Source organism: Sphingobacterium chuzhouense (genome assembly GCF_014692525.1).
GTDB lineage: Bacteria > Bacteroidota > Bacteroidia > Sphingobacteriales > Sphingobacteriaceae > Sphingobacterium > Sphingobacterium chuzhouense.
On record NZ_JACNYL010000001.1, the window covers coordinates 564,527 to 591,237 of the forward strand.

At 44.0% G+C, this 26,711-nt stretch carries 14 protein-coding genes; 3 read left to right on the forward strand and 11 right to left on the reverse strand.

Annotated features, from left to right (window positions below; all coding sequences use genetic code 11):
• The first annotated feature begins 42 nt into the window (after nucleotides 1-42).
• Nucleotides 43-3,441, forward strand: coding sequence for a UvrD-helicase domain-containing protein (locus H8B21_RS02450; protein ID WP_190312193.1), 3,399 nt, complete (start codon nucleotides 43-45; stop codon nucleotides 3,439-3,441).
• On the forward strand, nucleotides 3,438-6,311 hold the full coding sequence (locus H8B21_RS02455) for a PD-(D/E)XK nuclease family protein (protein WP_190312194.1): 2,874 nt from the start codon (nucleotides 3,438-3,440) through the stop codon (nucleotides 6,309-6,311). The genes H8B21_RS02450 and H8B21_RS02455 overlap by 4 nt, the downstream gene beginning before the upstream one ends.
• Here the strand turns inward: H8B21_RS02455 and H8B21_RS02460 are convergent, their stop codons facing one another.
• Nucleotides 6,312-8,396, reverse strand: a complete 2,085-nt coding sequence (locus H8B21_RS02460; protein ID WP_190312195.1) for a biosynthetic peptidoglycan transglycosylase — start codon at nucleotides 8,394-8,396, stop codon at nucleotides 6,312-6,314.
• 72 nt (nucleotides 8,397-8,468) lie between these two features.
• Here H8B21_RS02460 and H8B21_RS02465 point away from each other — a divergent pair, with 72 nt between their 5' ends.
• A complete protein-coding gene (locus H8B21_RS02465) occupies nucleotides 8,469-9,491 on the forward strand; it encodes a LacI family DNA-binding transcriptional regulator (RefSeq protein WP_190312196.1) in 1,023 nt (340 codons plus the stop codon).
• A 42-nt stretch (nucleotides 9,492-9,533) separates the two neighbouring features.
• Here the strand turns inward: H8B21_RS02465 and H8B21_RS02470 are convergent, their stop codons facing one another.
• The 10 genes from H8B21_RS02470 to H8B21_RS02515 all read right to left on the reverse strand — a co-directional run bounded on the left by H8B21_RS02470 (nucleotide 9,534) and on the right by H8B21_RS02515 (nucleotide 26,601).
• On the reverse strand, nucleotides 9,534-10,832 hold the full coding sequence (locus tag H8B21_RS02470) for a sugar MFS transporter (RefSeq protein WP_190312197.1): 1,299 nt from the start codon (nucleotides 10,830-10,832) through the stop codon (nucleotides 9,534-9,536).
• A gap of 16 nt (nucleotides 10,833-10,848) precedes the next feature.
• Nucleotides 10,849-11,580 (reverse strand): glucosamine-6-phosphate deaminase, encoded by a 732-nt coding sequence (locus H8B21_RS02475; RefSeq protein WP_190312198.1) that lies wholly within the window; start codon nucleotides 11,578-11,580, stop codon nucleotides 10,849-10,851.
• Between the two features lie 97 nt (nucleotides 11,581-11,677).
• Complete coding sequence (locus H8B21_RS02480; RefSeq protein ID WP_190312199.1) at nucleotides 11,678-13,105, reverse strand: Gfo/Idh/MocA family protein; 1,428 nt, start codon at nucleotides 13,103-13,105, stop codon at nucleotides 11,678-11,680.
• Between the two features lie 70 nt (nucleotides 13,106-13,175).
• Nucleotides 13,176-15,227, reverse strand: a complete 2,052-nt coding sequence (locus H8B21_RS02485; RefSeq protein ID WP_223814783.1) for an alpha/beta hydrolase family protein — start codon at nucleotides 15,225-15,227, stop codon at nucleotides 13,176-13,178.
• The gene (locus H8B21_RS02490; protein WP_190312201.1) at nucleotides 15,209-16,774 is read right to left on the reverse strand and encodes a SusD/RagB family nutrient-binding outer membrane lipoprotein; all 1,566 of its coding nucleotides are present in this window, start codon (nucleotides 16,772-16,774) and stop codon (nucleotides 15,209-15,211) included. Before H8B21_RS02490 ends, H8B21_RS02485 begins: the two co-directional genes overlap by 19 nt.
• A 12-nt stretch (nucleotides 16,775-16,786) precedes the next feature.
• On the reverse strand, nucleotides 16,787-19,870 hold the full coding sequence (locus H8B21_RS02495) for a SusC/RagA family TonB-linked outer membrane protein (RefSeq protein WP_190312202.1): 3,084 nt from the start codon (nucleotides 19,868-19,870) through the stop codon (nucleotides 16,787-16,789).
• A 203-nt stretch (nucleotides 19,871-20,073) separates the two neighbouring features.
• Nucleotides 20,074-20,910: a glycoside hydrolase family 16 protein gene (locus H8B21_RS02500; protein ID WP_223814784.1), complete on the reverse strand. Its 837-nt coding sequence runs from the start codon at nucleotides 20,908-20,910 to the stop codon at nucleotides 20,074-20,076.
• A 91-nt stretch (nucleotides 20,911-21,001) separates the two neighbouring features.
• Nucleotides 21,002-21,931, reverse strand: a complete 930-nt coding sequence (locus H8B21_RS02505; RefSeq protein ID WP_190312204.1) for a hypothetical protein — start codon at nucleotides 21,929-21,931, stop codon at nucleotides 21,002-21,004.
• A gap of 11 nt (nucleotides 21,932-21,942) precedes the next feature.
• Nucleotides 21,943-23,466, reverse strand: coding sequence for a RagB/SusD family nutrient uptake outer membrane protein (locus tag H8B21_RS02510; protein ID WP_190312205.1), 1,524 nt, complete (start codon nucleotides 23,464-23,466; stop codon nucleotides 21,943-21,945).
• A 12-nt stretch (nucleotides 23,467-23,478) separates the two neighbouring features.
• On the reverse strand, nucleotides 23,479-26,601 hold the full coding sequence (locus tag H8B21_RS02515; RefSeq protein WP_190312206.1) for a SusC/RagA family TonB-linked outer membrane protein: 3,123 nt from the start codon (nucleotides 26,599-26,601) through the stop codon (nucleotides 23,479-23,481).
• Between the last annotated feature and the right edge of the window lie 110 nt (nucleotides 26,602-26,711).

The following is a 26,711-nucleotide window of genomic DNA, read 5'->3' on the forward strand; positions in this document are numbered from 1 at the left end:
TTCCTTTTTTGCCTTTTTCATTTTTACTCCTTACTTTGTAGCATGAACACTGTTGCTCCTTTAAAAATATTGAAAGCCTCGGCTGGTTCGGGGAAGACGTTCAGCCTAACGCTCCATTACCTTACCTTATTGCTGTCCAACGAAAACAGCTATCGGGAGACTCTCGCTGTAACGTTTACCAACAAAGCCACGGCAGAAATGAAGGAACGGATACTCCATGTTCTGCAAGGACTAGCGACAGCTGACAAAAGCCAAAAAATCGAGGACTTCAGGCAGCTCCTACTCGAACAATTTCCGGAATGGGATACATCGCAATTGCAACAAAAAGCACATCGCGTATATCGTAAGATCCTACACGATTACAGTCGCTTCACCGTCAGCACGATAGATGGTTTTTCACAAAAGGTTATCCGCAGTTTCACCTATGAGCTCAACCTTGACGCAGCTTATAAAATAGAGATGAATACCTCCAAGGTAAAACAGGATTTATCTATTATGCTCAATCAATTACTGGATGAACGTCCCGATTTGCTCGAATGGATTATCGAATATGCGGAACAAAAAATAGCCCGTAATGAAAACTGGAACTATCGGCAACAGCTTCTTAGCCTTGCTAACTTGATTTTTACCGAGAACTTCCAAGAGTTTAATGCTTACTTGGCCTCTGCCAAGGCTGGCGATGTATTTACGCTACTCAACAAAGATGTCCAGGAGAAAACAAAATTTTTCCTAGATACCTTAAGCCAGACCATACAAACATTTACGGCGACATTTCGCTCGTTTGATATCGCAGCCGATGAACTTAAAGGAAAATCCCGAAACAAGCTTATCGCCGCTAATAAGGTTAACGATAATATATATAAAAAATCGCCTTCTGATCTACAGAAAGATTTTGATCGCTTTTTGGCATTATTGGATGATGATGATCCCTATACCACAACGGATAAAAGTGTACGTTATGATATCCAACAGGCATTGCAACCTATTCTCCAACAATTTGCGGATTTATACAGATTGTTTCCAACGTTCATTGCGTACCAGTCCGTACAGAATAACCTGTATTACCTACGGTTACTTAAAGAGATGAGTGATTTGCTGAGCCAATGGCGAAAGGAAAACGGCGCACAACTCATTTCTGACGCCCAAATATTGCTAAATCGGCTGGGGTTAGACGAACACAACGATCCAACGTTCATTTGGGAAAAAATTGGCAATCGTTACAACTATTTTCTGTTTGATGAGTTTCAGGATACGTCCCGTATTCAATGGAAAAATTACAGCCCGTTGTTAATCAACGCGCTGGGGAACGCCAAACAGAAAATCAACGAGCACCTCCTAGTTGGTGACGTGAAACAGAGCATCTATCGCTGGCGTAACGGCGACTGGCGTATCTTATTACAGCAGGTAGAGGATCAAATCGCACAAGCTTTCCATTTGTCTGAACAGCAACGTTCCGCCTTTATTGAAAGCAGTTCCTTAGAAACAAATTTTCGGAGCTATCCTCACATCATTGCATTAAACAATTACCTGTTTGGTGCCATTCCCCAGAAACTACAGGATGTTCTCAACGAGAAAGTAATGGAATGTCTCGATGAAGAAGGACAACATTGGTGGACTTCTTCCGGCAATGCCGAGATGCTCATAAAGGCCTACAAAAACAGCACACAACAAGTACCTTCCCACCGACACGATGATCCAAACAAGGTCGGTTCTATAGAAATTCAGTATTTGCCCGTGGCGAATGGGATGAGGAGGCGAAACCAAGTCATGGAAGATGCTTTGCAACTCCTCTGTGATAAAATCCACTCTTGGATATCATCGGGTCGATACAAAGCAAAGCAAATTGGGATTCTAGTCAGGAGCAATGCGCAGGCACGTCAAGTCATTGAAACATTAATGCTTTATAAAAACAGCACAGAACTGGAATTTGATGTCATCTCCGGCGACGCACTATATCTCTCCTCCAATGATGCCGTTTTATTGCTTATCGAGACACTCAAAGCACTGGTATATACGACGGACAAACATGTTATCCACCGTGCAAAAATGGCTTACCTTTACCAGCTAGTCAATGGCCGACAAAAATTTGATGATGCCTATTGGCTGGCGTTTAAAAATAATAATCTCCACGATATCGAAGCCATTTTACCTACTCATTTACCAGAACAATGGTCGAGACTGCAGCAATCGCCCCTTATACACTTAGTCGAACAATTGATCGAAATATATGGGCTTCATGAAGCCGACAGCATACATATTCCTTATTTATTGGCCTTTAAGGATATAGTCTCCAATTTTTCCGCAACGGGTGAACGCGGCATTACCCAATTTCTACAATATTGGGAAGAAGACGCTAGCAACGCTTCGTTGCCGGCAAACGGAAAGATCGATGCGATTGAAGTGACGACTATACATAAATCAAAAGGACTGGCGTACGATGTCGTCATGCTTCCTTTTTGTTCCTGGGATCTGGATGGTATGACCAATGGCGATTTTTGGATTGATACGGCCGGCTCGCCCTTTGAAGCATTGGGCAAAATACCCATAAAATACAGTAGCACCATCGGAAAATCGATTTTCTACAAGCAATATTTTGAAGAAATGTTGTTCAACTACATGGACGCATTGAACACATTTTATGTAGCGACCACCAGAGCCGTACAGCATCTATATGTATTAGCACCATCGTTCAAGGAAAATGTAGATAAGAAAACAGGCGAGGTACTCGGATTCGATATAAAAAACGAATATATCAGCGATGTGCTTTACCAAGTTTTATCCGATGAACATGCCCCGTTTCCGTTTCACGAGAATCATGTTTTGGCAGATCATCCTGTTCCCAAAACACCCGACGAAGCATTATCCAATCAAAAAGAACGTGAACATACATCTACGGAGACAAAAATTGAATACCGCAACGTCAGCTTGTCAACCTATCCAGTCTCCTCCGAATTGCAAAACGCCTTCGACAAATCCAATAAACGGAGCATCAATAACATCCTCATGTTGGAGAAAGCTGCCCAATATGGTATTCTCGCACACGAGATCATGTCGGAGATTAACAGCGAGCAGGAAGTAGATAAACTCGTCAACGATTACATCGAAAATGGAATATTGACGGAAGAAGATCGCCCGTTTATCCTACAAGAGATCCACCAGATATGGCATCACCCGATGATCCATCAATGGTTAACAGGTAACTATAAAGTATGGAACGAAGCGAGCATCATCCTGAAAAATGGCGAAACGATTCGACCGGACAAGGTGTTTACAAGCGATAAAGAGACCATCGTACTCGATTTCAAATTCACAAAAGGCGATTACGCCGACCACCAATGGCAAGTGGATAATTACAAAAAAGCATTGCATCATCTCGGATACACCAATGTCAAGGGGTATCTTTATTATGCTAAGATTAACGAATTAGTTGAAGTGAAATGAACAAACCTTTCTTACATATTGTAGCAGAAGATATTTACAATCGCTTTGGAAACGACCTGACGGACATTGCCATTATATTCAATAATAAACGCCCTATTACTTATTTGAAAAAACACCTGGCGGATGTATATGGCAAAGCAATATGGTCTCCACAGTTTTTTACGATACAAGAATTTTTCAAACAAGCTTCTGATGCTGCGGAGGCTTCACAGCTCAGCCAATTCTTTTATCTTTTCCAACTGCATAATGAACAGTTGGTTGCCGAAGGTGCTGAACCGGAAACATTGGAAGAATTTTATCCGATAGCGGAAATTATCTTGAGCGATTTCGGGCAATTGGACTATGAGCTCGTGGATATTGATCACATCTACATGGAGTTGTACGATACTACAAAGATTGATATCACCTTTCAACATTTTACGGCCGAACAGCAGCACTTCATCCGTCAGTTTTGGCAATCGTTCAGTATTGCTGGTCATAGCGGGCTACAACAACGTTTCCTGAAACTATGGAAACGGCTGCCTAAACTCTATAAAGCTTTCAAACAAAAGTTAACACAAGAAAAGCAATTAAATTATCCTACGTTATATCGTAATCTGGTGGAGGGGCATGTTGCCCATCCGGATTTTATACAGCGTTATAAAAAAGTATTATTCGTCGGTTTTAATGCCCTCAGCAAAGCAGAAGTACATTTATTCCAAAAATGGCAGGAAGAGGGGCGTGCGCTGTTCTATTTTGATGCGGATGCCTATTACATGGACGATGTACAACAAGAGGCCGGCTTGTTTATCCGGCGTAATATCAAAAGCTACGGACTGGTAAATGCACTAGGCGAAAGCCCGAACATATTGGGCAATAGGAACACAACCGTGCAGTTGTATGCCTGTACAGGAAAAAATAGTCAAACAAAGATTTTACATGATGTCCTGGAAGCTTCTGGATTGCCGGATCAGAGCGCAGCTATTTTACTTGCAGATGAAAGCCTGCTCGTACCGCTGTTACAAAGTCTGCCGGACGTCAAACCTAATATCACGACTGGCTATCCCCTTACACAATCGCCGATATACGGGCTTTTAAATCTATGGATGGATGTACAAGGAGAAATTTCACATCACCACAGACTCAAAATCCCCTTTCAATATATAGAAACCTTCGTCAACCATCCCTTGACGAGCGTTTCGATGACCGAAAGAGAACGTTTGCTAAAGGACATAACAGACAAACAACTTTTCGAGGTGGATATTGATATGATAACCATCGCAAGTAGTGTATTCCCTCGATTCTTCAAACCATTAACGAATCCATCCGCGCTTATACCAACACTGGTGCACTTATTAGACAGTCTGCTGGCTTCTATAGCGGCACACGACCGCATCAGCCAAATTGATAGCAATCTCCTTATCGAAACAAAGAAAGTCTTGAATCAGTTAAAACAGGGGATAGACAATATCGCACCTACCTCTATCGCTTTTCAGATTGGGTTAATTCGAAAAGCGATAGCACCTATTAATTCAGCTATAGAAGGAGATCCCTTAAATGGTTTGCAAATCATGGGGTTATTAGAAAGTCGCTGTCTGAATTTCGACCAGGTGTATATACTCGGCGCAAACGAAGGTGTCTTGCCAAAAACTTCAAGTTCCCCTACTTTTCTACCGAACAGCTTACGCCGAGCGTATGACCTTCCGGTATTGGAAAACCAAGATGCGCTTTCCGCTTATTTATTTTATCGTCATTTTCAATACAGCAACAGGCTCCATGTGTTTTATAATAGCTTAGTTGATGAGAGCAGTACGGGAGAAGAAAGTCGTTTCATTAAACAATTGCAATTCGAAAGCAATTTCCACTTTGTTGTTCACACGCAGCAGCAGACCATACGTTTCCCCGAAAACAGTAAAGAATTAGTCATACCGAAAGAAGGGGCTATATGGCATCAATTGTGGAATACGTTTATCGTAGAGAAGAAAAAACTGGCCGCTACGGCATTGACTACCTATCTGCAATCTCCCCTACAGTTCTTTTTGAAGTATGTCGCCGAAATCAAAGAGCCGCCCACTATTTCTCACGAATTCGAAATGAATAGGTTAGGTACTGTTATCCATAATGTGATGGAAACGATCTTGAAACCTTATAAGGGATTAGCAGATTTCACGCCCACAAAAGTGTTGAAAACGAAGCTACCCGAAATCGATGAACTGGTCGTTCGGGAGATCGGTTTGCAATATCATACCGAAATAACATCCGTGGATGTACTAAATAGCATGCAGCGTATTATGCACAAGATCGCCTCGGCATATATCAACGTGTATTTACAATATGATATGGAACATTATAAGGCATTTCGTATCATCGAATTGGAGAATACGGAAGACTATACGTTCGACTTCCCGATTCTAATAAACGGAAAGGAGGAAACCATCCGCCTGTTCGGTATCATTGACCGGGTGGATGAGGTGCTCACGCATGATAACCAGGTGAGGACACGTATCGTGGATTACAAAACGGGAAGTGATAGTGTCGAATTTAAAAACCTAGAAAAGGTGTTTTCACCTAATACAGAAAACAAAGCGTTGGTACAGACCTTGTTTTATGCTTATGTATTTGAACAGGTAACAGGTCGCAAGCAGTTGGAACCTCATCTATATGTTGCCCGACGCATGCGCGAAGAGGGTACGTTATTCCGTGGCAAAGAAATTTTGGAAGCGGAAACACTAACCTTTGTTAAGGAAGAATTTATAACGTTTTTGCGCAACACCTTAGAAGAGATTTTTAATTCGGATATCCCGTTCAGACATTCCCCCGAGAGTATGGTTTATCCGTCAGATCCATATACCTTGTTTTATCGGAATGCCGTGGAAGATGTCGAAGAGTGATTATTCTTCACGCTCTCCTTCTTCTTCCTTGCCAAATAGTTTTTCCAACAAGCTTCTGCGCCTTGCTTCATCTCTTTCCATCTCTTGCATGATGGCTTCCTGTTCCGGATCAATCTCCCGGAACGCGGTATCTACCAATCCTTTTGGTCTTGGCGGTCGCAACCCAGGTTCCAAAACAACGCCGTAAAAGCCATAGGCTTCCGGCACCTGTTCGTCCTGCAATTGGCCAAGTTTATTCATGATATAACCGTAGGTGTTGAAATGCCGTTGTACCCATGGTTTCAAATGCCCGGTGTAATCAAAAGAAGAAAGACCTGTCTTCGGTCGTGGAATAATACTGGAAAGGTATAAGCTCTCTCCGATATTTAATTGGGCAGGTGTTTTTCCAAAATAGTAGGAAGATGCTTCTTGGATGCCGTATACATTTTTTCCCCATTCTATCACGTTGAGATATACCTCAAACATGCGATCTTTGCTCACTTGTCCCGACGCTTCCAACAACCAAACCAATAAGATTTCCTCAAATTTCCGCATCATGGTTTTATTCCTATTCAAGAAGACATTTTTCACCAACTGCATGGAAATCGTGCTCGCTCCCCGCTTAAATGCACGTTCCTTGATATTCGTCGCTATCGACAATTTAAAGGCTTCCTCCTCAAATCCATTATGTTGATAGAAATAAGGATCTTCGGTATTCAGCACTGTTTTCTTTAGTATAGATGCCACTTGATTTAACGGTGTGAATTTTGGATTTTGCGTACCGACCACAATCTCCCGCATGAGTACTGTATCTTCATAGGCTTTATAGGTAAACGCATTATTCAATGCGCGCACATCTGCTTTTCCCCACTTCACTATTTTCAGTTCCCTGTCGTCCATTTTAGAATTAAACACCACACTGTCCGGCTCAGCGAAATTCACGGAGAAATCAAGGTCATACGCTATTTTCCCTTCCACCTGAATGCCGTCCAACGTTTCAAACAAGCCCTGCGGAATAGCATCAAATAATTTTTGTGCTTCGAACTTACCTGTATGAACGGACAAACTAACCACTTTATCGGGTTTGGGAATAAACTTGACATAAGGTTGAAATTCAAATTCCTTCACCCGGATTTTACTCTTCGGATCAATTTCTATAGCAGCTTTGCCAATATTGAGTTGGCCTTCGCCAATAGCTTCGGGAAGAACAACCTCATCTTCCGAAAGCCGGTGGTGATGCACATGCAGGTTATCAAAAGACCATTTGCCGGCAAGTGTTAGAGAATCTTTCGTGACACGTTTCACTTGCGCAAGGTCAAACATGACTTTATCAAAACTTACCCGCAAGCCAAATTTCCGACGTAGGAAAGGAAGTTCCACATTTTCTTCCTCGGACGATACTTCCACACGCAATTGCTGTTTATCGGGATTTACACGTCCGCTCAGATTCCATTGCGCATCATGGTCATTCAGAAAAAGGCTTGTCTCGAAATCGCCCCCATCCATCACCGCTTCCGGCAATCGAATCCGTTGGTGGACACTATCGTCTTGATAAGAAAGCTGAAAGTTTTCCAATTCCATATTTCGAGGAATCTTAAAAAACACCTGCTTTATCACCCCGTCAATCAACGAAGCATAATTACTTTCGGTATCTTCCGCTACCTTAACCGTCGTATCTTTTGCTTGCTTTTGAAATAGAAAATCATAATTACTGATCGAGTCACGCTTTAGCAGGGTTACATCTGCATTTTGTAAAACCAGATTACCAATTTTCACGTCTCCGAACAGCAACGGAAATAAACGAACCGAAACAGCCATCCGTTCAATCTTTGCGAGCGTGTCCCGTTGTTGCGGTATAACTTCAATATTCCGGAAAGTTACGGTAGTCAAACCCGTAAACGAATATTCCTGCACATTAAAATCAGTATGATACCGCTCAAGCAAGATGTTTTCTACTTTCGTCATTGCCTTATCCAACATTCGCGTGCGGACGGACAAGGCTATGATAAGTCCTATTACTAACAGCAAAAGAAAAACACCTCCGACTATGAAGGTAATTTTCTTTTGCTTTGCTGTTAAAGAAGGCAACTTTTCAAATATGCTCATACCAATCTATTTCCGTTTTAAAAATAGAATATTTTTTCTGAAAGCGTATGTTGTTTTTGATTAACTTAGAGCATGAAGCAACAATACGGAATTAAAGATATTGCGAAAATGCTGAATATTTCCGTTTCAACGGTATCCAGAGCCTTACGGGATGCCTACGACGTCAATCCAGAAACCAGAAAGAAAGTTTTAGAATTAACGGAAAAATTAAATTTCAAGCCGAACAAAAATGCAGCTGCCTTGGCCTCTGGCAGCACGAAGAATATCGGAGTCGTTATTCCTTTTATTACCAACTATTATTTTTCCACTGTTATCTCCGGAATACAAGAAGAAGCCTACAAACAAGGCTATAACATTATACTTTTTGTTACCAACGACGATCTCGACAGAGAAAAAACTTTATTGAGAAATATTGCAACGACGAGCCTGGACGGGCTATTGATTTCTATTTCCTCTAATTCAGACACGCAAGATCACTTCGAACAATTAATGGAACAGGGCGTTCCGATGGTGTTCTTTGATCGAGTTCCCCATCATATTCACGTTTCAAAGATTATGCAAAGTGACTTTGATGGTGCTTTTATGGCTACAAACCATCTTATCGAAAACGGATATCAAAAAATTGCGCATATCGCAGGCCCCAAAGAGCTAAATTTCACCCAAGAACGAATGAAAGGATATTTGTCAGCATTGGAAAATGCAAACTTACCCAGAAACGATGACCATATTATTTTTTCAGGTTTTTCTCAAGGAGACGGATATACCGATACCTTAACGTTACTATCTTTAGAAGAAAAACCCGATGCCATTTTTGCCGTCAATGACCGGAAAGCAGTTGGTGCCATTCAAGCATTAAAAGCAAACGATATTCAGGTTGGAGTAGAATTTGCCGTAATCGGTTTCACCAATGACCCTATTGCTACGGTGATAGAGCCTAACTTAACCACGGTAGAAGAACCTGCGTTTGAAATTGGACAACAAAGTTGCAACCTCCTCATCAAACATATTAAAAATAAAAATCATGAGCCGCACGATATATTGTTACCGGGAAAGCTCATTATACGGCAATCTGTTCGATTATTTCAAGACACCTAACCTACTCCGTTTACAATCTTCATCTTAGCTATATTTTTTGTATCATTTAACCGACCAGGATTTGATCCGGTGCCCCCAAAAGGCATAATACACGATATATAGAAAACACGGCACCAGCACCCAATACGCCTGCTTTACGTCCAGTGTGTCCGCCAATGCACCGTAAATTATAGGCAGTATCGCATTCCCACACAGCCCCATGATCATCAGTGCCGAACCTGATTTCGCATATTTTCCTAAACCGGCAATCGCCAGCGGCCATATCCCCGCCCATATCAATGCATTGGGCAGGCCGATGAACACCAGAAACCACAGCGACACGTCCAGGTGCATATTGAACCAACCGACCTGTCCCTGGGCAACGCAAATCAGGACGGAAAGGCAGAGCCCCAACAAAGCACAGATCTGCAGCATCCTTTTTTGGCCAATAAACCGCGGTATCAGCGAGATTCCCAATAGATATCCGATGATCGTTGCCGTCAGGGTATATGAGGGCAGGGCCTTAGCTTCCACCAAGGACAGTCCCATCGAGCCTGCATAACTGATCACCGTGTCGATGGCAATGACCTGTGTACCCACGTGCAGGAATATCGCGATGGCCCCCAGTACCAGGTGCGGAAACTGCAGTACACCCTTTTTCTGTTCCTTTCCATCTTCTGCATCCGGATTCGCTATTTCCGGAAGGGGGGAATAGTTCACCAGTACGCCGATCAGAAATAGTACGATGGCGACGACCGTATAGGGTGTCACCACCCGCAGTATCAGTTCATCCAGCACCGCTGTCCGCTGTACTACCTCCATCAGTGGAATCTGTTTGAACAGTTCATTGTCCGTTGGCCGCAGGACTGCCCAGGAGAAGGCCAGCGGAGCCAGTATTCCAGCCCCTTTATTGCATATCCCCATCATGCTTATCCGCTGGGCGGCACGTTCCCGGTCACCGATCAGCGTGATGTAGAGGTTGGCCACTGTCTGCAGGACTGCCAACCCTGTTCCCAATGTAAAAAGCCCTGCCAAAAAAATCATGTACGTACGTCCATATGCAGCCGGAACAAACAGCAGTGCACCCAGGGCCATAATCCAAAAACCGATGACAATGCCCTTCTTGTACCCCACCCGCTTTAGCAGGTAGGAAGAGGGCATGGACATGACCAGGTAGGATATATAGAACGCAAAGGCCACCAGATACGACTGAAAATTCGTCAGTTCGCAGGCTATCTTAAAATAGGGGATCAATATCGCGTTCACCCACGATACAAATCCAAAGACAAAGAACATCATGCCGATGATCCCGATGGATATGGCCGTTCCCCGCCTGTCCAGTGCATATGTTGATGTTGCCATGATAAGGTACGTTGCGTTACAGTAGTGAAGCTGACCCTTCATCCAGAAAGCATACACAGTCCGGATGTTCCTGCAGGATACTGGCCGGATGCAGGTTCGTTACCGGCTGTGTCAGGCAGTCCTTCACGGCCTGTGCCTTTCTCTGGTCGGGTACCGCACAGATAACCTGCCTAGATTTCATGATCTGCCTGATCGACATCGAGATTGCCTGCAGCGGCACTTCATCCACATGGTTGAACCAACCCTCTCCCAATTGCTGCTGCCGGCACTGCAGGTCAAGGTTGACCACCAGGTATGCGTCCTCTACATCAAAATCTGCCGGCGGATCGTTAAATGCCAGATGGCCATTCTCCCCTATCCCCACGAAGGCCACGTCTATGGGGTACTGCCTGATCTGCTTTTCCAAACGCTTACGTTCCTCTTCTGGATCGCTTTCGCCGTTGATGAGTACCGCTTCTTTCAGTCCATCCACCTTGTCGATGAACCGTTCCGTCAGGTACTTCCTAAAACTGGCCTTGTGGGTGATCGGCATACCTATATATTCATCCAGATGGAACATCCTCACTTTAGACCAGTCGATGCTCTTGTCCTGTACCAAGGTATCGATGGTCTCGAACTGGCTCTGTCCCGTTGCTAGGATGATATTAGCTTCACCCTTTTCCGCAATCGCTTCCTTGATCCATTCCGCACCTAACTTTCCCGCTGCCTGTCCTAATTCCTCTGCGGTTGCATACTTTTCAATTTTCATCTGTATAAATTATTTATATGTGTTAAATTTTCAATTGTATAAATGAACTCGTTGAGCCCGGTTTTCCTACCAATGGCAATGAACTTGGATCATTGCATCAAGCTTTGATGACATTGGTCTTTCCGCCCGATTCCAGGTGTATCTCATGTACCTTATTTTCTTTCCATCTGCCCATCGTAAAATCCGGGATGGCAATAGGCTGCGACCCGTTGGCGACCGACCACTCACTGAGTGGACCTATGGCGCTCCACGTTGCCGCATCGTACACATCCATGTCCACCGGAAGTCCGTTCCGCAGACAATCGATCAACCGCCAGTCCATCATAAAGTCCATCCCGCCATGCCCACCGATGCTCTTTGCCAGTTCGCCAATATGCTTCACGATCCCGGGGGTATATTCCTCTTCTAGTCTCTTCATTTCCGTCTGTTCCAAAAAATCGTCGTGTCCCACCGCTATCTTGCCTGGTAGTGGATATTTCTGCGCGAAAGCTTTCGTTCCACTGATCAGGTGCAGCCTAGAGTAGGGTCGCGGTGTGCTGACGTCATGTTGGAGCATAATCGTACTGCCACTGTTGGTCATGATGCTGGAAACATTCATGTTTCCCCGCATGGGTTTTCCGGCATAAGCCTCAAACCGTTTGTCCGATCGACCAACTTCTTCCGCTTTTGCCCGCAGTGAAAAATCTGCCGATGCCATGGAGGTCATATATTCCAGTTTATTACCCCTGTTCACGTTCAATATCTGGCAGACTGGTCCCAAGCCATGTGTTGGATAAAGGTTACCATTCCGGGCAGCGTTTTCCTTCAACCGCCAGAAATCATAGCGCTTCTCCTCCACAAAGAAACTGTCCAGGATATCGTGGATATAGGCGCCTTCGCAGTGCACAATGTCACCAAAAAAACCTTGTCTTGCCAAATTCAGCGTCAACAGCTCGAAGAAATCATAGCAACAGTTCTCCAGGATTACACAGTGCCTTTTCGTCTTTTCAGAAGTCATCACCAGTCTCCAGCAGTCCTCTACTGTGGTGGCGGCCGGGATCTCCAGAGCTACATGTTTGCCGTGCTCCATTGCGTAGATAGCCATCTCGGCATGCGTTGCCCAGTGCGTGGCAATATAGACCAAGTCTATGTCCTCCCGGTCACATAACTTTTTCCAGATTTCTCCATCACCGGTGTAGATCTGCGCGCCATGTCCCGGAGAAGCTATCCTTCCTTTCGCCGCCTCCGCTTTCTCTTCCCGCACGTCACAGATTCCCTGAATAGCAACCCCTTCGATCCTGCTCATACGTTCTACCGCAGCGGAGCCACGGTTACCGACACCGATAAAACCCAGCCGAACTGTATCCAATGCTGGCGCAGCATAACCAGACATGTTAAATATAGGATCATACGATTTCTCAACTTCTTTGATGATATGGTCTAATTGGGTTGGCATCTGCCCCCGACTGGAAGTTTTGCAACCCGCCAGTAAGCCTAGCCCGGCCAGTCCCGACAATTTCAAGAACGATCTTCTATTTGTATCCATACGTTTTATTATTGATGCGTTAAAGTTTTCTATTGTATCAACGAGCTCGTTGCACTCGGTTATTGATGCGTTAACGTTTTTCAACGGTTAAACGAATTTTACTTGTATTCCCTAACGTTAACCTGATTTGTTCCATTTGTTCCGCATACCGCCTTATATTCGATTCATCTATTGCTCGTCCCGACATTCCAATAACACGCTCCATGTATACATCTGCCGGGCTAAGAGCAACCAATCCTACTATATCTCCCCAAGGGATTATTCCTGGAATATGCGACGCCATGTTCAGTTCATTTTCATTAACATTTGTTTGATAATCAGGAACATAAGTTACAGGCATATCAGACAGAAAGAAATATCCGGGGTATTGATCAAGTACACTATAAATCAGACTAGCTATGGCGGTTTCTCTGTCCGCAATGATGTGGATCTCCTGGTCCGGAAAACGTTCATTCAGATATCCCATTACCAACCCTATTTCGGAGGTCCAGGTAGCCATTATACTTTCTCCCATCCACAACAGCGATCTCGATAGCGTGTGGAAACGAGGCAAACGCCCGTCGATATCGTCGCCTTGTTTTGAGCTTCGCTCCCCCAATCCAAATAAATCCACCATCACGACACCATCTCCATTGGTCGTCCATCTATCCAAGCTATCCGGGGATATCGATGAAGCACCTCGCGACGGAAATACAACGTTTAATACCTGCTTCCCAACAGCAGGTTCTTTAATCAACAGAGGAATAAGCCGCTGATCCGTTGCCGTCAAAAGAAAACGTTGGTAACCGGCTTGCTCAGGTATTTTTTCTATCTGACGAATAGCTAACTCTTTATAGCTTAACAGCAGCTCTCTTAATTCCTGAATCTTTACTTTCTTATTGATCTTTTCAGACTGTACTAACGCATTTTGCATATGTTTTCCTCGTGCACTTACGTATTCGACAGTTGTCGTGATTTTAGCTTTGAGTTCCGATGAAACGCCTACTGTCAACTCCTCTTCGTCCAACGGACAAAAAGCCGTGTCGATGGAATTCGCTGCATCTGCTTTCAAATATTGGTCAAACCAATCCAGCATACGACGTTGCATTTCCGCTGTATAGTCGTGTTTTTCGTCAAAGAGTTCATACACGAAATGCGCGCTATGTCCGGCTTCATCATAGTGCTGTTTTGCCTTGTCGTATGTTTTCAGCATTTCGTGCACATTGAATGCGGCATTTCCATCTTGTAACGCAGTAAGTATCTTAACCGCTCGTGGCGCTATCGATGCCAGTACATCGGCTTTTTCCATATCGACAAGACCTTTTGGATGAAGCTCACACACGCAATTGCTGTTCATAACATAGGATTCAAAAGTTCCTACACTCACTACAGGGACAGCCGCCTTAATCCGTTCATCCAGTGCGGTCAACCACCACGTCTGGTTTCCACCACCACTCGCTCCGGTTGCACCAATTCTATTCGGATCTACATACGGAAGAGATTGCAATAAATCGATGGCCCTTTGGTTATCGATCAATTGCATACCCATCAAGGGGATCCCGAGATCTAAAAGTGACGATCCCAGACTTGCACCGTGATATTCATGGAGGTGATTCGATCCTCTTTCTCCCGCACCCCAAGCATCCATATTCAAGCATACATAACCGTTTCGCGCCAATAATTGTGCTGTCTGCTGTACTATATGACCTTTTTTCGCTCCGGGCCAATGGCCGTGGCTATTGATAATTGCAGGAAAAGGCCCATCCCCTTTGGGCACATATAGATTTGCTGGCACATATACACCTAGTTGGGTCTGGAACAAGATATTATGCACAACCAAACCATCAAGGTTAATCGTTTTGACAATATGCATGTCCAACTCGCCAAAATCAACCGCATCCAGATTCAGATTTTTCCGAATCCATGTTGTTATATCGAGCGGTTGTTGACGAGCGTTCCTGTCCCTTGACAAACTCCGCACATGGTCCATAACCCAGCTCTCGGTTCTATCTAGTGTTTCTGGAATTCCTAAAACGCTAGGCAATGAATTAACTTGTTGCGCCTGAGACAATTTTACCATAATCGATTGAAGAATGATAATCACAGCAATATAAGTATAATGCATCAATCGATATCCCACCATAATGTTGTTGCTGCGTTATCAGTTCCTCCCAACAAAGCACGACCTTTATTCAATTCTTCCAAATTATTTGTTTCTTCCGTCAGCGGATAGGGCATCCGTTTGATAAAGGTTCCTACAGGTAAATCTGCATTTTCTGACTGGATTAAATTGTACATTTTAGGGAAACCCGAACGTCTAAATTCTGCCCAAGCCTCCATCCCATCGGGAAATATGGCTAACCATTTCTGTACACCAATCTGCTCTCGTTGCGTAGCTTCTGCAGTAGCCCATGCAACAGGTGTATTCGCCACTGCCAGAGAACTATGATAATCCCCAGGCGCCGCTGGCAGCCTGGTAGAGGTAAGATAAGCGTTGATAGTATTGCCATCACCCACACCCCATTGTGCTAAACTCGTTTTTATGCCATCTTCGTACAAACTTTTGGCATCCGCTCCCATATTCCATCCATTCAAGGCCGCTTCTGCCCGCAAAAAATAAGATTCTGCAGCACACATAACGTGTTGACGTTGTACCAGATTGCCTTCGATAACCACATTCTCCTCTTCAACAGAACCACTATACCGCACCCAGTAGGTCCCTACATTCGAATTGCGAGCTGCTTGATTACGTGTTATGCCTAAATCTGTTGCCGTGGAACCATTGCGTAAACTATTAAACTGTCCTCCATTTATACTTGGCTGAAAATAAATACCCAGACGGGGATCTTCATAACCTTTGAGATAAGATGCAATAGTAGAACTCATGGCGAATTCATTCCACGCTGCCACCTGGGCTAAACCATTGGTATCGTTTCCATCTAAGACTTTTGCCAACGATGCATTTTGCCCGTTTTCCTCCATTACACCAGATGCCACTGCCGCTTCTGCTTCCGTCCTTGCTCTAGTAGGATCGGCCTTCGATATCCGCAATGCTAATCGCAGGCGAAGCGAGTTGGCAAATTTTATCCAATTATCAATATTTCCATTGTACATTAAATCATAACCTTCGTACACCTTTGTTCCTGCCGGAAGTGCCTTTAAAGCATCCACAGCTTTTGTCAACCGCACAAAGAAATCGTCATAGATTTTATCCATCGGATCATAAGGGATAATATCTTTAGGTTCTGCTGCATCAAAATATGGAATAGGCCCAAATTGATCCGTTAAACGATGAAACGCATATACCCACAATATATTGGCTAAAGCTCCTTCTCCGCTGTCTTCCTCCACATTATCCATAATACTTTTCAATTGCGGAGCTGTATCCACGTATACGACTGTCCAGAACCGGCGTTGCCAATCCGGTGTTAAGGCATATCTATCTGTTCTAAACGAGGTTGTTGTCAGCGCAAAATATTGCGCATAAAGATCTGGTCCTAAATTTTGGACTGTTTGATAAAACGACCGGTTCATAGCCGAGGAAGATTGCGCCTTTGCAAACATAAACGGCCTTTCCTGTGCACCAACTTCCGTTAGATAATCAGGATCTCTGTTCATCTTTTCAAAATCCTTCGTACATGATACCAAGCCAAAAACAACTATCGCGCTATATATAAATGATCTTTTCATGTTTTCTAAAATTTAAAATGTAACCTTTACGTTCAAACCATATGTGCGCACCGTCGGAGGCAATCCTACCTCTACGCCTTGGTAATTACCTGCCCCTAAAGCGCCTTCCGGATCTACGGGGTTCTTGATTTTACCTAATCCCGGTATATCTAATTTCGATTTTCCTCTATAAAGGAAGAACAGATTGCGACCAGTCAACGAAACCTGTGCCGATTGAATACCTTTCCAGGATTCCACATTAAATTTATAGCTTATCGCCAGTTCCCGGAACCGGACATTCGTCATATCATACGTAAAGAACTCACCCCAAGCATCACGACCACTTTGTGAGACCGTCGTCCAAAACTGTTGAGACGTTATCGCCGTGCTATTGGTTGTACCATCTTCATACACCGCCGGGATCACCCAATTGCCTTCTCGATGGGTTTCTGTAAAATCGGCTACGCCGAATGCGGCTAAATAGGCTGCAGTTCCCGATACTATTTCACCACCTATACGTGCATCTAAAAGGGTATGTAAGGATATATTTCCATAGGTAAATGTGTTGGACCAGCCTAATAACGCTTTCGGATTAAAGTTGCCTAGCTTTTGATTCGCTTCCACTACAGGTAATCCGTTGGCATTCACAATGTATTGTCCGTTAGCATCTTTTTTCCACACATGCCCATATAAGTCTCCGTATTTCTCCCCTTCATTGACGACGACCGTAGCGTATTTGGTGTTTTCGGTTACATTGGCACGTTTTGTTTTTTCATGTAATTCCAAAATCGTGTTTGTATTCGTAGCAAAGTTCACATTCGTATTCCAGCTAAATACATCATTTCTTATCGGAGCCCCTGTCAATTGAATTTCAAACCCCTTGTTTTCTATCTTTCCGGCGTTGATGTACTCCCGGCTAAATCCACTCGCCATAGGTAATCCCAAAAATATCAATTGATTAATTGTGTTACTTTTGTAATAGGTTGCATCAAAAGTCAACCGATCATTGAAAAACCGCATATCCAACCCCACTTCAAATGATTTCGTTAACTCTGGCTTCAAATCCGGGATCGCTTTTGTAGCACTACGCGACACAAAACCTCGACCCGCACCTAGACCAAATTGGTACAATTGATCTAATAAATAGGGATCCGCATCATTACCCACTTGTGTATAGGATGCTCTTGCTTTACCAAATGTCACCCAACTGGGCATGTTCAACCATTCGTTGAATACAACCGACAGACCCGCTGATGGATAGAAAAAGCTATGCGGTGTCGGTAAAGTCGATGACCAGTCATTGCGCGCTGTCAAATCCAAAAAGATATTATTGTAGAAGCCAAGTTGAGCACTACCGTAAACGGAGTTTAGCTGCCGTTCATAACGGCGCACGTTTAGAAATTCAGGTGTGGTGGCCATCCGGAAAGAAAAGTGATTAGGGATGGTCAATCCGTTTGCCATATTTTGGAAAGTATCATAAGTTCTTTTCAAAAAGCTGGTTCCCACATTGTAATTCAACTGGATATTATCGCTTAGTTTATGCTCACCATTCAGCAAGAAATCAAAATTCTGTTCCGAATATTCAGTATGGGTTTCATAATACTTCCCTCCGTAACGTACGTCCCCTAACGAAACCGTACTATGATAAAACGAGCCATCCACGACATCCTTATACTTATCAAATGAATAGCGTCCTAAGACATTAAGCCAGTCTGTCAGTTGATACGAAACAGACCCCAAAGCAGTTATTCTATCGCGCACTTCGTTTACCGATGTACGGTTAAGACTCCAATAGGGGTTATCATATAGTGTAGAGCCAGACCAGTATTTACGAAGCGGTTTTCCGTCTGCAGGGTCAATAGTCTCAAAATCTTTTAATTCCCCATCATCCATATCCCTCGGCATGATATACGCTTCTATCGGAATTCCCATATCTCCCAAACGCGGACGGTTATCAACCTGCTGGTTGACATAGTTCAGCTTTACATCGGTCTTTAACCCCGGAATAAATTCGGTGTTCAGCCTTACATTCAAACTGTTCCGTTTAAGGTCGTTGCCTTGGAAAATACCGCCAATCTTGTTATTTGAATAGGACATATATCCTTGGACTTTTTCAGTTCCACCATAGGTACTGATACTGTTATTGAATGTAGAGGAGTTTTGAAAAAAATTACGCACGTTATTGCTATATGTCGTACCTCGCTCTCCCCAGCTCTCACCAATATTAGTTCCTGCCACGCCGCCATTTCCGCGGCCATACGTGTTTTGGAAACTGGCCAACATATTAACTTGGTCGATAGCCGCACTACCATTATATTCTATATTATAACGCCCCTCACGACCTTGTTTCGTTGTGATGATGATGGCACCGTTCGCTGCACGGGTTCCATACAGTGCCGCGGCGGAAGGACCTTTTAGGATGTTGATGGATTCAATGTCATCCGGGTTGATATTTGCCGCACCATCACCGGTTCCATAATTAGGGGTCGTACCTGTAGCTTGTGTACCAGGCGTATTATCGTAAGGTACACCGTCTACCACAACCAGTGCATTATTATTTCCCGATATCGATTTATTTCCCCTTAATACTACACGTGCCGCAGCGCCGGGACCTGAAGAAGCTGTGGTAACAACGGCGCCTGCTACTTTACCGCTTAAGCTGCTCATGATGTTACCGCTATTATCCCGCGCATCATTGACCGCCTCTGCGGAGATTTGCTGGGTAGCGTAGGTCAATCCTCTTGTTTCCCTCTTGATACCTAAGGCTGTCACGACGACCTCACCGATATTTTGTTCTTCGGGAACAAGGACAACCTCAACACTGTTTTCGCTGCCCACAACCGCCGTTTGGGCAACATAGCCTAGTAAGGTTACACGCAGTTTATCGCCTGGCGATGCTTCTAGGTTGGCTGTCCCGGTTTCATTCGTTGCCGTAGATAGTTTTGTTGTTAGGTTAACCACGGTAGCACCCGGTAAAGGAGCATTATTGCGCCCCTCTTTTACGGTGATAGTCCTTGAGATTGTTTGCTGCCCTAGAGCGACTGTTGCCCCAAGACATACATAAAGGATCACAATCCCTGATAGAAATACTTGTTTAAGGTAATTTTTGCGTATCATAATGTTGTGGTTTATTATTATTTTGACTCTTGTGTTATCAAAATTTGATAAGGTCAAAGAAATACGATATGGGTGTATATTCCAACTATTTCCCTAACTAAAACATCGGTAGCGTTATCGGAAATGTACAAAGTACACTACAAAAAAGCCCCTTTTTCAAGTAAGAAAAAGAGGCAAAATCCATCAAAAATAGACCTATATCTTTAAGGATTCAGCAAATCATACACCCGGACATAGTCCACCTGATATTGTGCAGGAAAAACTTCATCATCTATACCTTGTTGACCTCCCCAATCGCCACCGACAGCAAGATTTAGTAGCCAATGAAACTTCTTATCAAAAGGCCATACTTTATATCCTTTTCCTTCATTCGGAAAATTGAACAATTGAACACCATCCACAAAACCACGGATATATTGTGGCGTCCAATCTACGCGGAAGGTATGAAACTCAGTAGTCGCATTTTCTATTTTCTTAAAAGCGGTCTTTTGTGTACCGATGGAATGGTTATAGTCTTCGGTATGTACGCTGATGTGAACAACATCCTGATCGTATCCTACATGTTCGAGAATATCAATCTCTCCCGATGCAGGCCAATCCCCATACGCCCAATCACTAGGCAACATCCAAGCGGCAGGCCAAGTTCCTCGACCTTTGGCAGCCTTGGCTCTCACCTCAAACCGACCGTATAAAAAATCACCCTTACCTTTGCTAACCAAGCGTGTAGATGTGTATTCACTGCCTTCATAAGTTTCCTTACGGGCGGTAATGGTCAATAGGCCATCTGCCACCCGCACATTTTCAGGACGTGCTTCGGTATAATACTGCAATTCATTATTACCCCAGCCACTTCCTCCGATATCATAGCTCCATTTTGCAGCATCAGGAAGTCCCTCGTAATCAAACTCGTCTGCCCAAGAGGGGGTAGCCGAAAACTCATATTCCTTTGGTGCCGGAGGTTCAGGGATAACGATGTTGTTCATATACGACTTCTCAGAACAAGACAATAAAAGTGCAAAAGGTATTAACCAAAAATTCATATTTCTTTTCATTTTAATTTTAATCAAAGGATACTTGTTATTTTAATCTACTATTTATCCCGCTCCCCGCGAGTTGGTGGGAAGCAGGATATTACCCAACGGATCTCAAGGTAAATGTCCACCAGCCATCACCACCAATATTGACACCTATTTTCAACAGGTCATATCCCTTTCCATCGACATTTTTATTCCTCTCCAAGATATCATACGTTACTTCATTCCAAGTAGGCGCACTATCTGTTTCACCTCCATTATGTGCTTTCTTTACACCAATGTGAGCTCCCTTACCGATTAACCGAAGTTGTCCCAGTTTCCGGACACCGGCCCCTTCTACTACAGAAAACTTAAATGTACCTGAACTCCATGGTGTTTGATCACCTTTCAGGTTCGCCGCAGGTTCGCAACCCGCGGTTTTATTACCTAAATATCCATCTGCAAAGAAATCGCCGTGGTTATCGTAAACGAATGTACCTTCCGCATTAAATGAAAAGGTGAATTCATCGTTAAACTCACATGCGCGGGTTATCACGTCTGCAGTACCGCTGCTCCACCATTCGCCGTTATCCGCCCCCGGCCCTACCTTAAACGCACCTGCTTCCGGATTTAATTTCCAAGTTTTTTGTGTACAGCTTGCCAAAAAACCCAATGCCGTTTCATCATCACAAGCTTGGGGGTCGTTCTCCGCCACTGACACCGTCTTGGTCACGGTAGCCATTCCTCCCTGTCCAATGACATCCAATTTAATATCATAGGAGCCTTCAAAAATCAAGCTTGCCAGTACTACATCGCCTTCCAATTTCTGCCCACTACTTAATACCGTCCAACGTGCAATAGTGGGAACATTGGTTTTATTCGTTAATTGTATTCGACCCGGCGCTACTTCTGTAGCTTCAAAATCAGGCTGCGGCAGATTGTCCAACGACAGGTTGTCGCCCTCAATCTGACAAGCTTGTACCAGAAATAGCAGGAGCAACACACTCCATCTGTTTATTTTTGTTCGTATTTTACCCTCGATTATCATGATACTGTTTTTTATTTTGTTCCACCGTATTCTTTATTTTGCTCTAACAAGGTATTGTCCAGTTCCAGGAGCGGGATAGGCAGTACTTCGTGTTTACCTGCCACAAATCCGCGATTGCTCAGTGCTTCGGCAGCATCTCCCCAACGCACGAGATCAAACCAACGATGTCCTTCACCGGCAAGCTCTAGCCTTCGTTCACGCTTAATGTTCTCAAATGTTGCTGCTACAGATCCCAGCCCTACCCGGGCACGCACCGCATTGAGAAGAGCTGCTGCGCGCGTGGCGTCGCCACCGCCCCGAACGAGTGCTTCTGCTTCGAGCAGATAGGTATCCGCTAATCGAATTTCGTAGAGGTTTTGGGGAAAGTTTAGCTCATACGTTCCCACGCCTGTCCAACGGTTAGACTCTCGACCTGCATATTTTTCCAGAAAATAACCCGTATCCATATAGCCAGGTGTATACGACGCCTTTCCTTCGGCCACCAATTTATTCATATCGATAATGGTGTAAGGATAGCGAGGATCATTTCGCATTGCATCTGCCAAATTTTCCGTTACCGGTAAAAAGCCCCAACCAGCCACATAATCGGGAGCACCAGCTCCTTGTCCGTAGCTGCGGGGGCCTATCATAATATTCAGAATATTGCCTTCGGTGCATTGAATACATGGCCAATCTCCTATAGAGGTGTTTGTAAAAGAAATTTCGAGAATAGATTCACTATTAAATTTATTATCTACTTGAAATATATCTCCATAATTGTCCAATAAACGATAACCATAAGGACTACTTTGGCCAGGTGTTCCGTTGACATCAGCAAGTTCTGCCGCTGCTTGAGTAAATTTTTCCTGTTGTAGATATACTTTTCCTAAAATCGCTTTCGCCGTACCTTGTGAAAACCTTCCTGCTTCTTTTTGAAGCGAAACAGTTAATGGCAAATCAGGTATCGCTTCAGTAAGATCTTTCTCCATCAGCGCGTATACATCCGCTGGAGCTGCCTGTAACACTTGATATATGGCATCACCGGCCAAAGGTTCCTGAATCAAGGGAATATTTCGGAAATAGCGAATGAGATCAAAGTAAAAATAGGCTCTCAATGCTTTCGATTCTGCCGTGAATCGACGTTTCTGTTGTTCATCCATCTGGATATCCGGCAGCTTCTGCAACAACACATTCGCGCGCATAATACCCATATAATTTCTTTGCCATAAGTCTTCCTGTGGTCCTACTGCCGGAGTTAACGAATAATCTGACCAAGCCTGGATTTGGGGTTGGTCGGATGACCCGCCACCACCCGCATAGTGATCATCAGAAGCAGCAGATGCTGCTAATATCTTCGTGGTATAGTTAGCGGCTTGATACCCTACGATGTCGTAGATCGCCACTAAACCATTGTAGGCTTCTTGACTATTTTTGTAATAGTTTTCTTCCAGATCGGTTCCACGCGGTTTCAGTTCCAAAAAGCTATCCGAACAGGATTGAAAGCTTAAAAACGAAAGGCCAGCTATGACTGTAAATAATTTGATATGTGGTTTCATTTGTAATTCTCTTTAAAATGCAACATTTAGTCCGAACATAAATGACCGTGCCTGAGGATAAATACCACGGTCAATACTCATAACATCACCACCAATCTCCGGATCGAAACCAGAGTAGCGAGTAAAGGTCAACAGATTCTCTGCCATAACATATATCCGCGCTTTCTGCAGGCTTATACGCTGTGTCCAATCACGGGGCAAAGTGTAACCTAACTGTACTGTTTTAAAGCGGAAATAGCTACCATCTTCCAGATAGAAATTGGACGGATTCGTAAAGTTGTTATTTCCGTCATTGTCTGTTAAACGTGGAAAATCGTAAGAAGATCCTTCGCCTGTCCAACGACCTAGGGCACGTGTAGAATAGTTCGCATTGTTCACGTCTAATCTTCGTAAACCTTGAAATATCTTATTTCCGGCAACGCCTTGTCCGAAAATCAGCGCATCAAAATTCTTCCAGGCAACATTCAGTGTCAAACCGAACGCCCAGTTTGGCGTCGGATCGCCGATAAATGTTCGATCGTTTTCGTTGATGACACCATCACCGTTTAAATCAGCCCATTTAAAATCGCCGGGGCGTGCATTGGGTTGGATAAGATTCCCCTCGCTATTGGTATAGGCGTTAATTTCTGCTTCGTTTTGGAAAATTCCCATGGTTTGAAAACCATAAAACGAATTATATGCTTCTCCGACCATAGTACGGGTAATAGGGTAGCTTGACGCTTGAAAACTTGCTCCATTAAAATATTGTACCCCTGCACCAATGTTCGTTACCTCGTTCCGTAAATAAGAAACGTTGCCATTGAGGGACAGCTGTACATCACCGAAACTATCGTTATAGCCTAGTTCCAATTCTACGCCGGTGTTTTTCATATCCGCGACGTTTGCGGCCGGATTTGATATTGCGCCGACATAAAACGGAATACGAGGATTCTGTAAGATACCTGTGGTCACTTTGTTGTACCAGTCGAACGTCATACTAAACCGCTGTAGCAAGGTTGCCTCCAAACCGATATTCGCTTGGCTCGTTTGTTCCCATTTTAAGTCTGGGTTGGAAGGTGCATTCGGACTATATCCAATCACTGCGATGTTATTTTCCGTCCCTATATTGTAATTTCGCCCCCCACTGATCGTAGCAAAGTAAGCAAAGTCGCCAATATTATCGTTACCCACGACGCCGTATCCTCCGCGAATTTTCAACATATTGATATAAGGATTATCTGTCAAAAAGTTTTCACGACTGGCGACCCATCCCAATGAAAAAGAGGGAAAGACACCGTATTTATTATTGGATCCGAAACGGGAAGAGCCATCACGACGAATCAGTCCTTCTGCGATATATTTCTCCTTATAATTGTAATTCACGCGTGCAAATAGAGAAGACACGGTATGACCGGGATCTTCATAGCCAGAACCTTGACGTTGGTCTGTAGGAACGTTATAGTTCAACGAGGCATCCTCGTAATTATTAACGGGTAAACCCGAATAAATGACGTTAGTTCCTCTTGCTCTTCTATCATAATATGCGCCCTGTCCGAGTAATATCGTCATATTATGTCCTTCAATACCACGGGTATAGGAAATCGTATTTTCTAAATTCCAGTCAAATCCTCTATGGTTTCCGCGTGCAAAGCTATTTTCATCTCTTTTGACGAGACTATTCAAATAATGAACAGGAGTAAAGTTTTCATCACCCCAAAACGATAGTTTCGATCCTAATGTGGAGCGTATTTTCAATCCTTCTATTGGACTGATTTCGCCATATACGTTTCCAACGATATTATCGGACCAGCCGTGATTGCCCAATCGGGTCTGCATATACGCAAGCGGATTGGTCATCTCTTGTAATACAATGGTGGATATGGCATATGGGTTACCAAAGGCATCTCTTGGTACGGCTTGGGTAAGATAAGGTCCTTCGGGATTATTTAAGATATCCGCGTCTGTTTCGATTACCGGTGTTATAGGGTCGAGGTTAATAGCGGAAGACAGCGGACCGCCATATTCACTGTTAGTGTTTCCGATCCCTTGGCTTCGTTCGTGTGAATAACCTAAATTTTGTCCCAACGTCAACCATTTTGCAATCTTATGTTCCGAGTTCAGCCGGATATTCGCACGTCTATAATTCGAAATCTCCGACGCAACAATCCCTTCTTGCGTCAGATAACCAAAGGAACTGTAAAAAGTGGACACTTCATTTCCCCCACTGACGCTCAATTCATGGTTTTGTCGGAAGGCGTTTTTATTGAAAATTTGTTCTTGCCAATCCGTGCCCTCCCCTAAGGATCTCGGATCACTAAATCGTGGAGTATTTCCTGCTGCTATCGCTGATTCATTGCGTAACGTCGCATACTCCGTTGCATTTAATAAACTTAATTTCCGAGCAGGAGCAGAAGTTCCCAGAAAGGTATTGTAATTAATTCTCGGAACTCCTTGCACACCCTTTTTTGTTGTAACCAGAATAACGCCTGCTGCTGCCCGTGCACCATAAATGGCTTGCGAAGAAGCATCTTTCAATACTTCGATAGATTCGATATCCGATTGGTTCAGGTAACTGATGCCTCCGGCATCGACGACGACACCATCCACCACCCATAATGGATTGTTGTTACCAAACGTGGTGAAGCCCCGGACACGGATAGTAGCCGCCGAACCCGGCTGTCCTGAATTCGTCGCAACGGTAAGACCCGAAGTTCGACCTTGTAAGGATTGCTCAATACGGGTGACCGGCATCGTTTCCAGATCGCTGGCCTTGACACTGCTGATGGCTCCAGTGACAACGCTCTTCTTTTGTGTACCATACCCTACTACCACAACCTCTTCCAGTTCGTCAGAACCTTCCTGCAATTGGACATCATAAACGCCACTCTGGGTCACCACAATCCGGGAAGAAAGCATACCCAGTTGGGTGAATACTAATGCGGCCCTGTTTCCAGCTACTTCCAAGACATACCGTCCGAATTGATCGGTACTGGTTGCCTCATTACTCCCTTGGACAGCTACAGTAACACCCGCCAAGGCTTCCTGATTAACGGCAGACGTCACACGTCCCCGTAATTGCATCGTCTGTGCAGCAAGTTCCATAACAGAAAAGCACATACAAAGCAAAATGCATGCATGTAAAATTCTAATCCTCATAAGTTGAATTGTTTAACATGGTTTATAAATTTTAGTTCGCTGTTGTTCTCCCTAGCGCGAAGAACCTTGGTTCAAAAATAGACTTCAAATTGGAAAAGCCAATTTTTTTC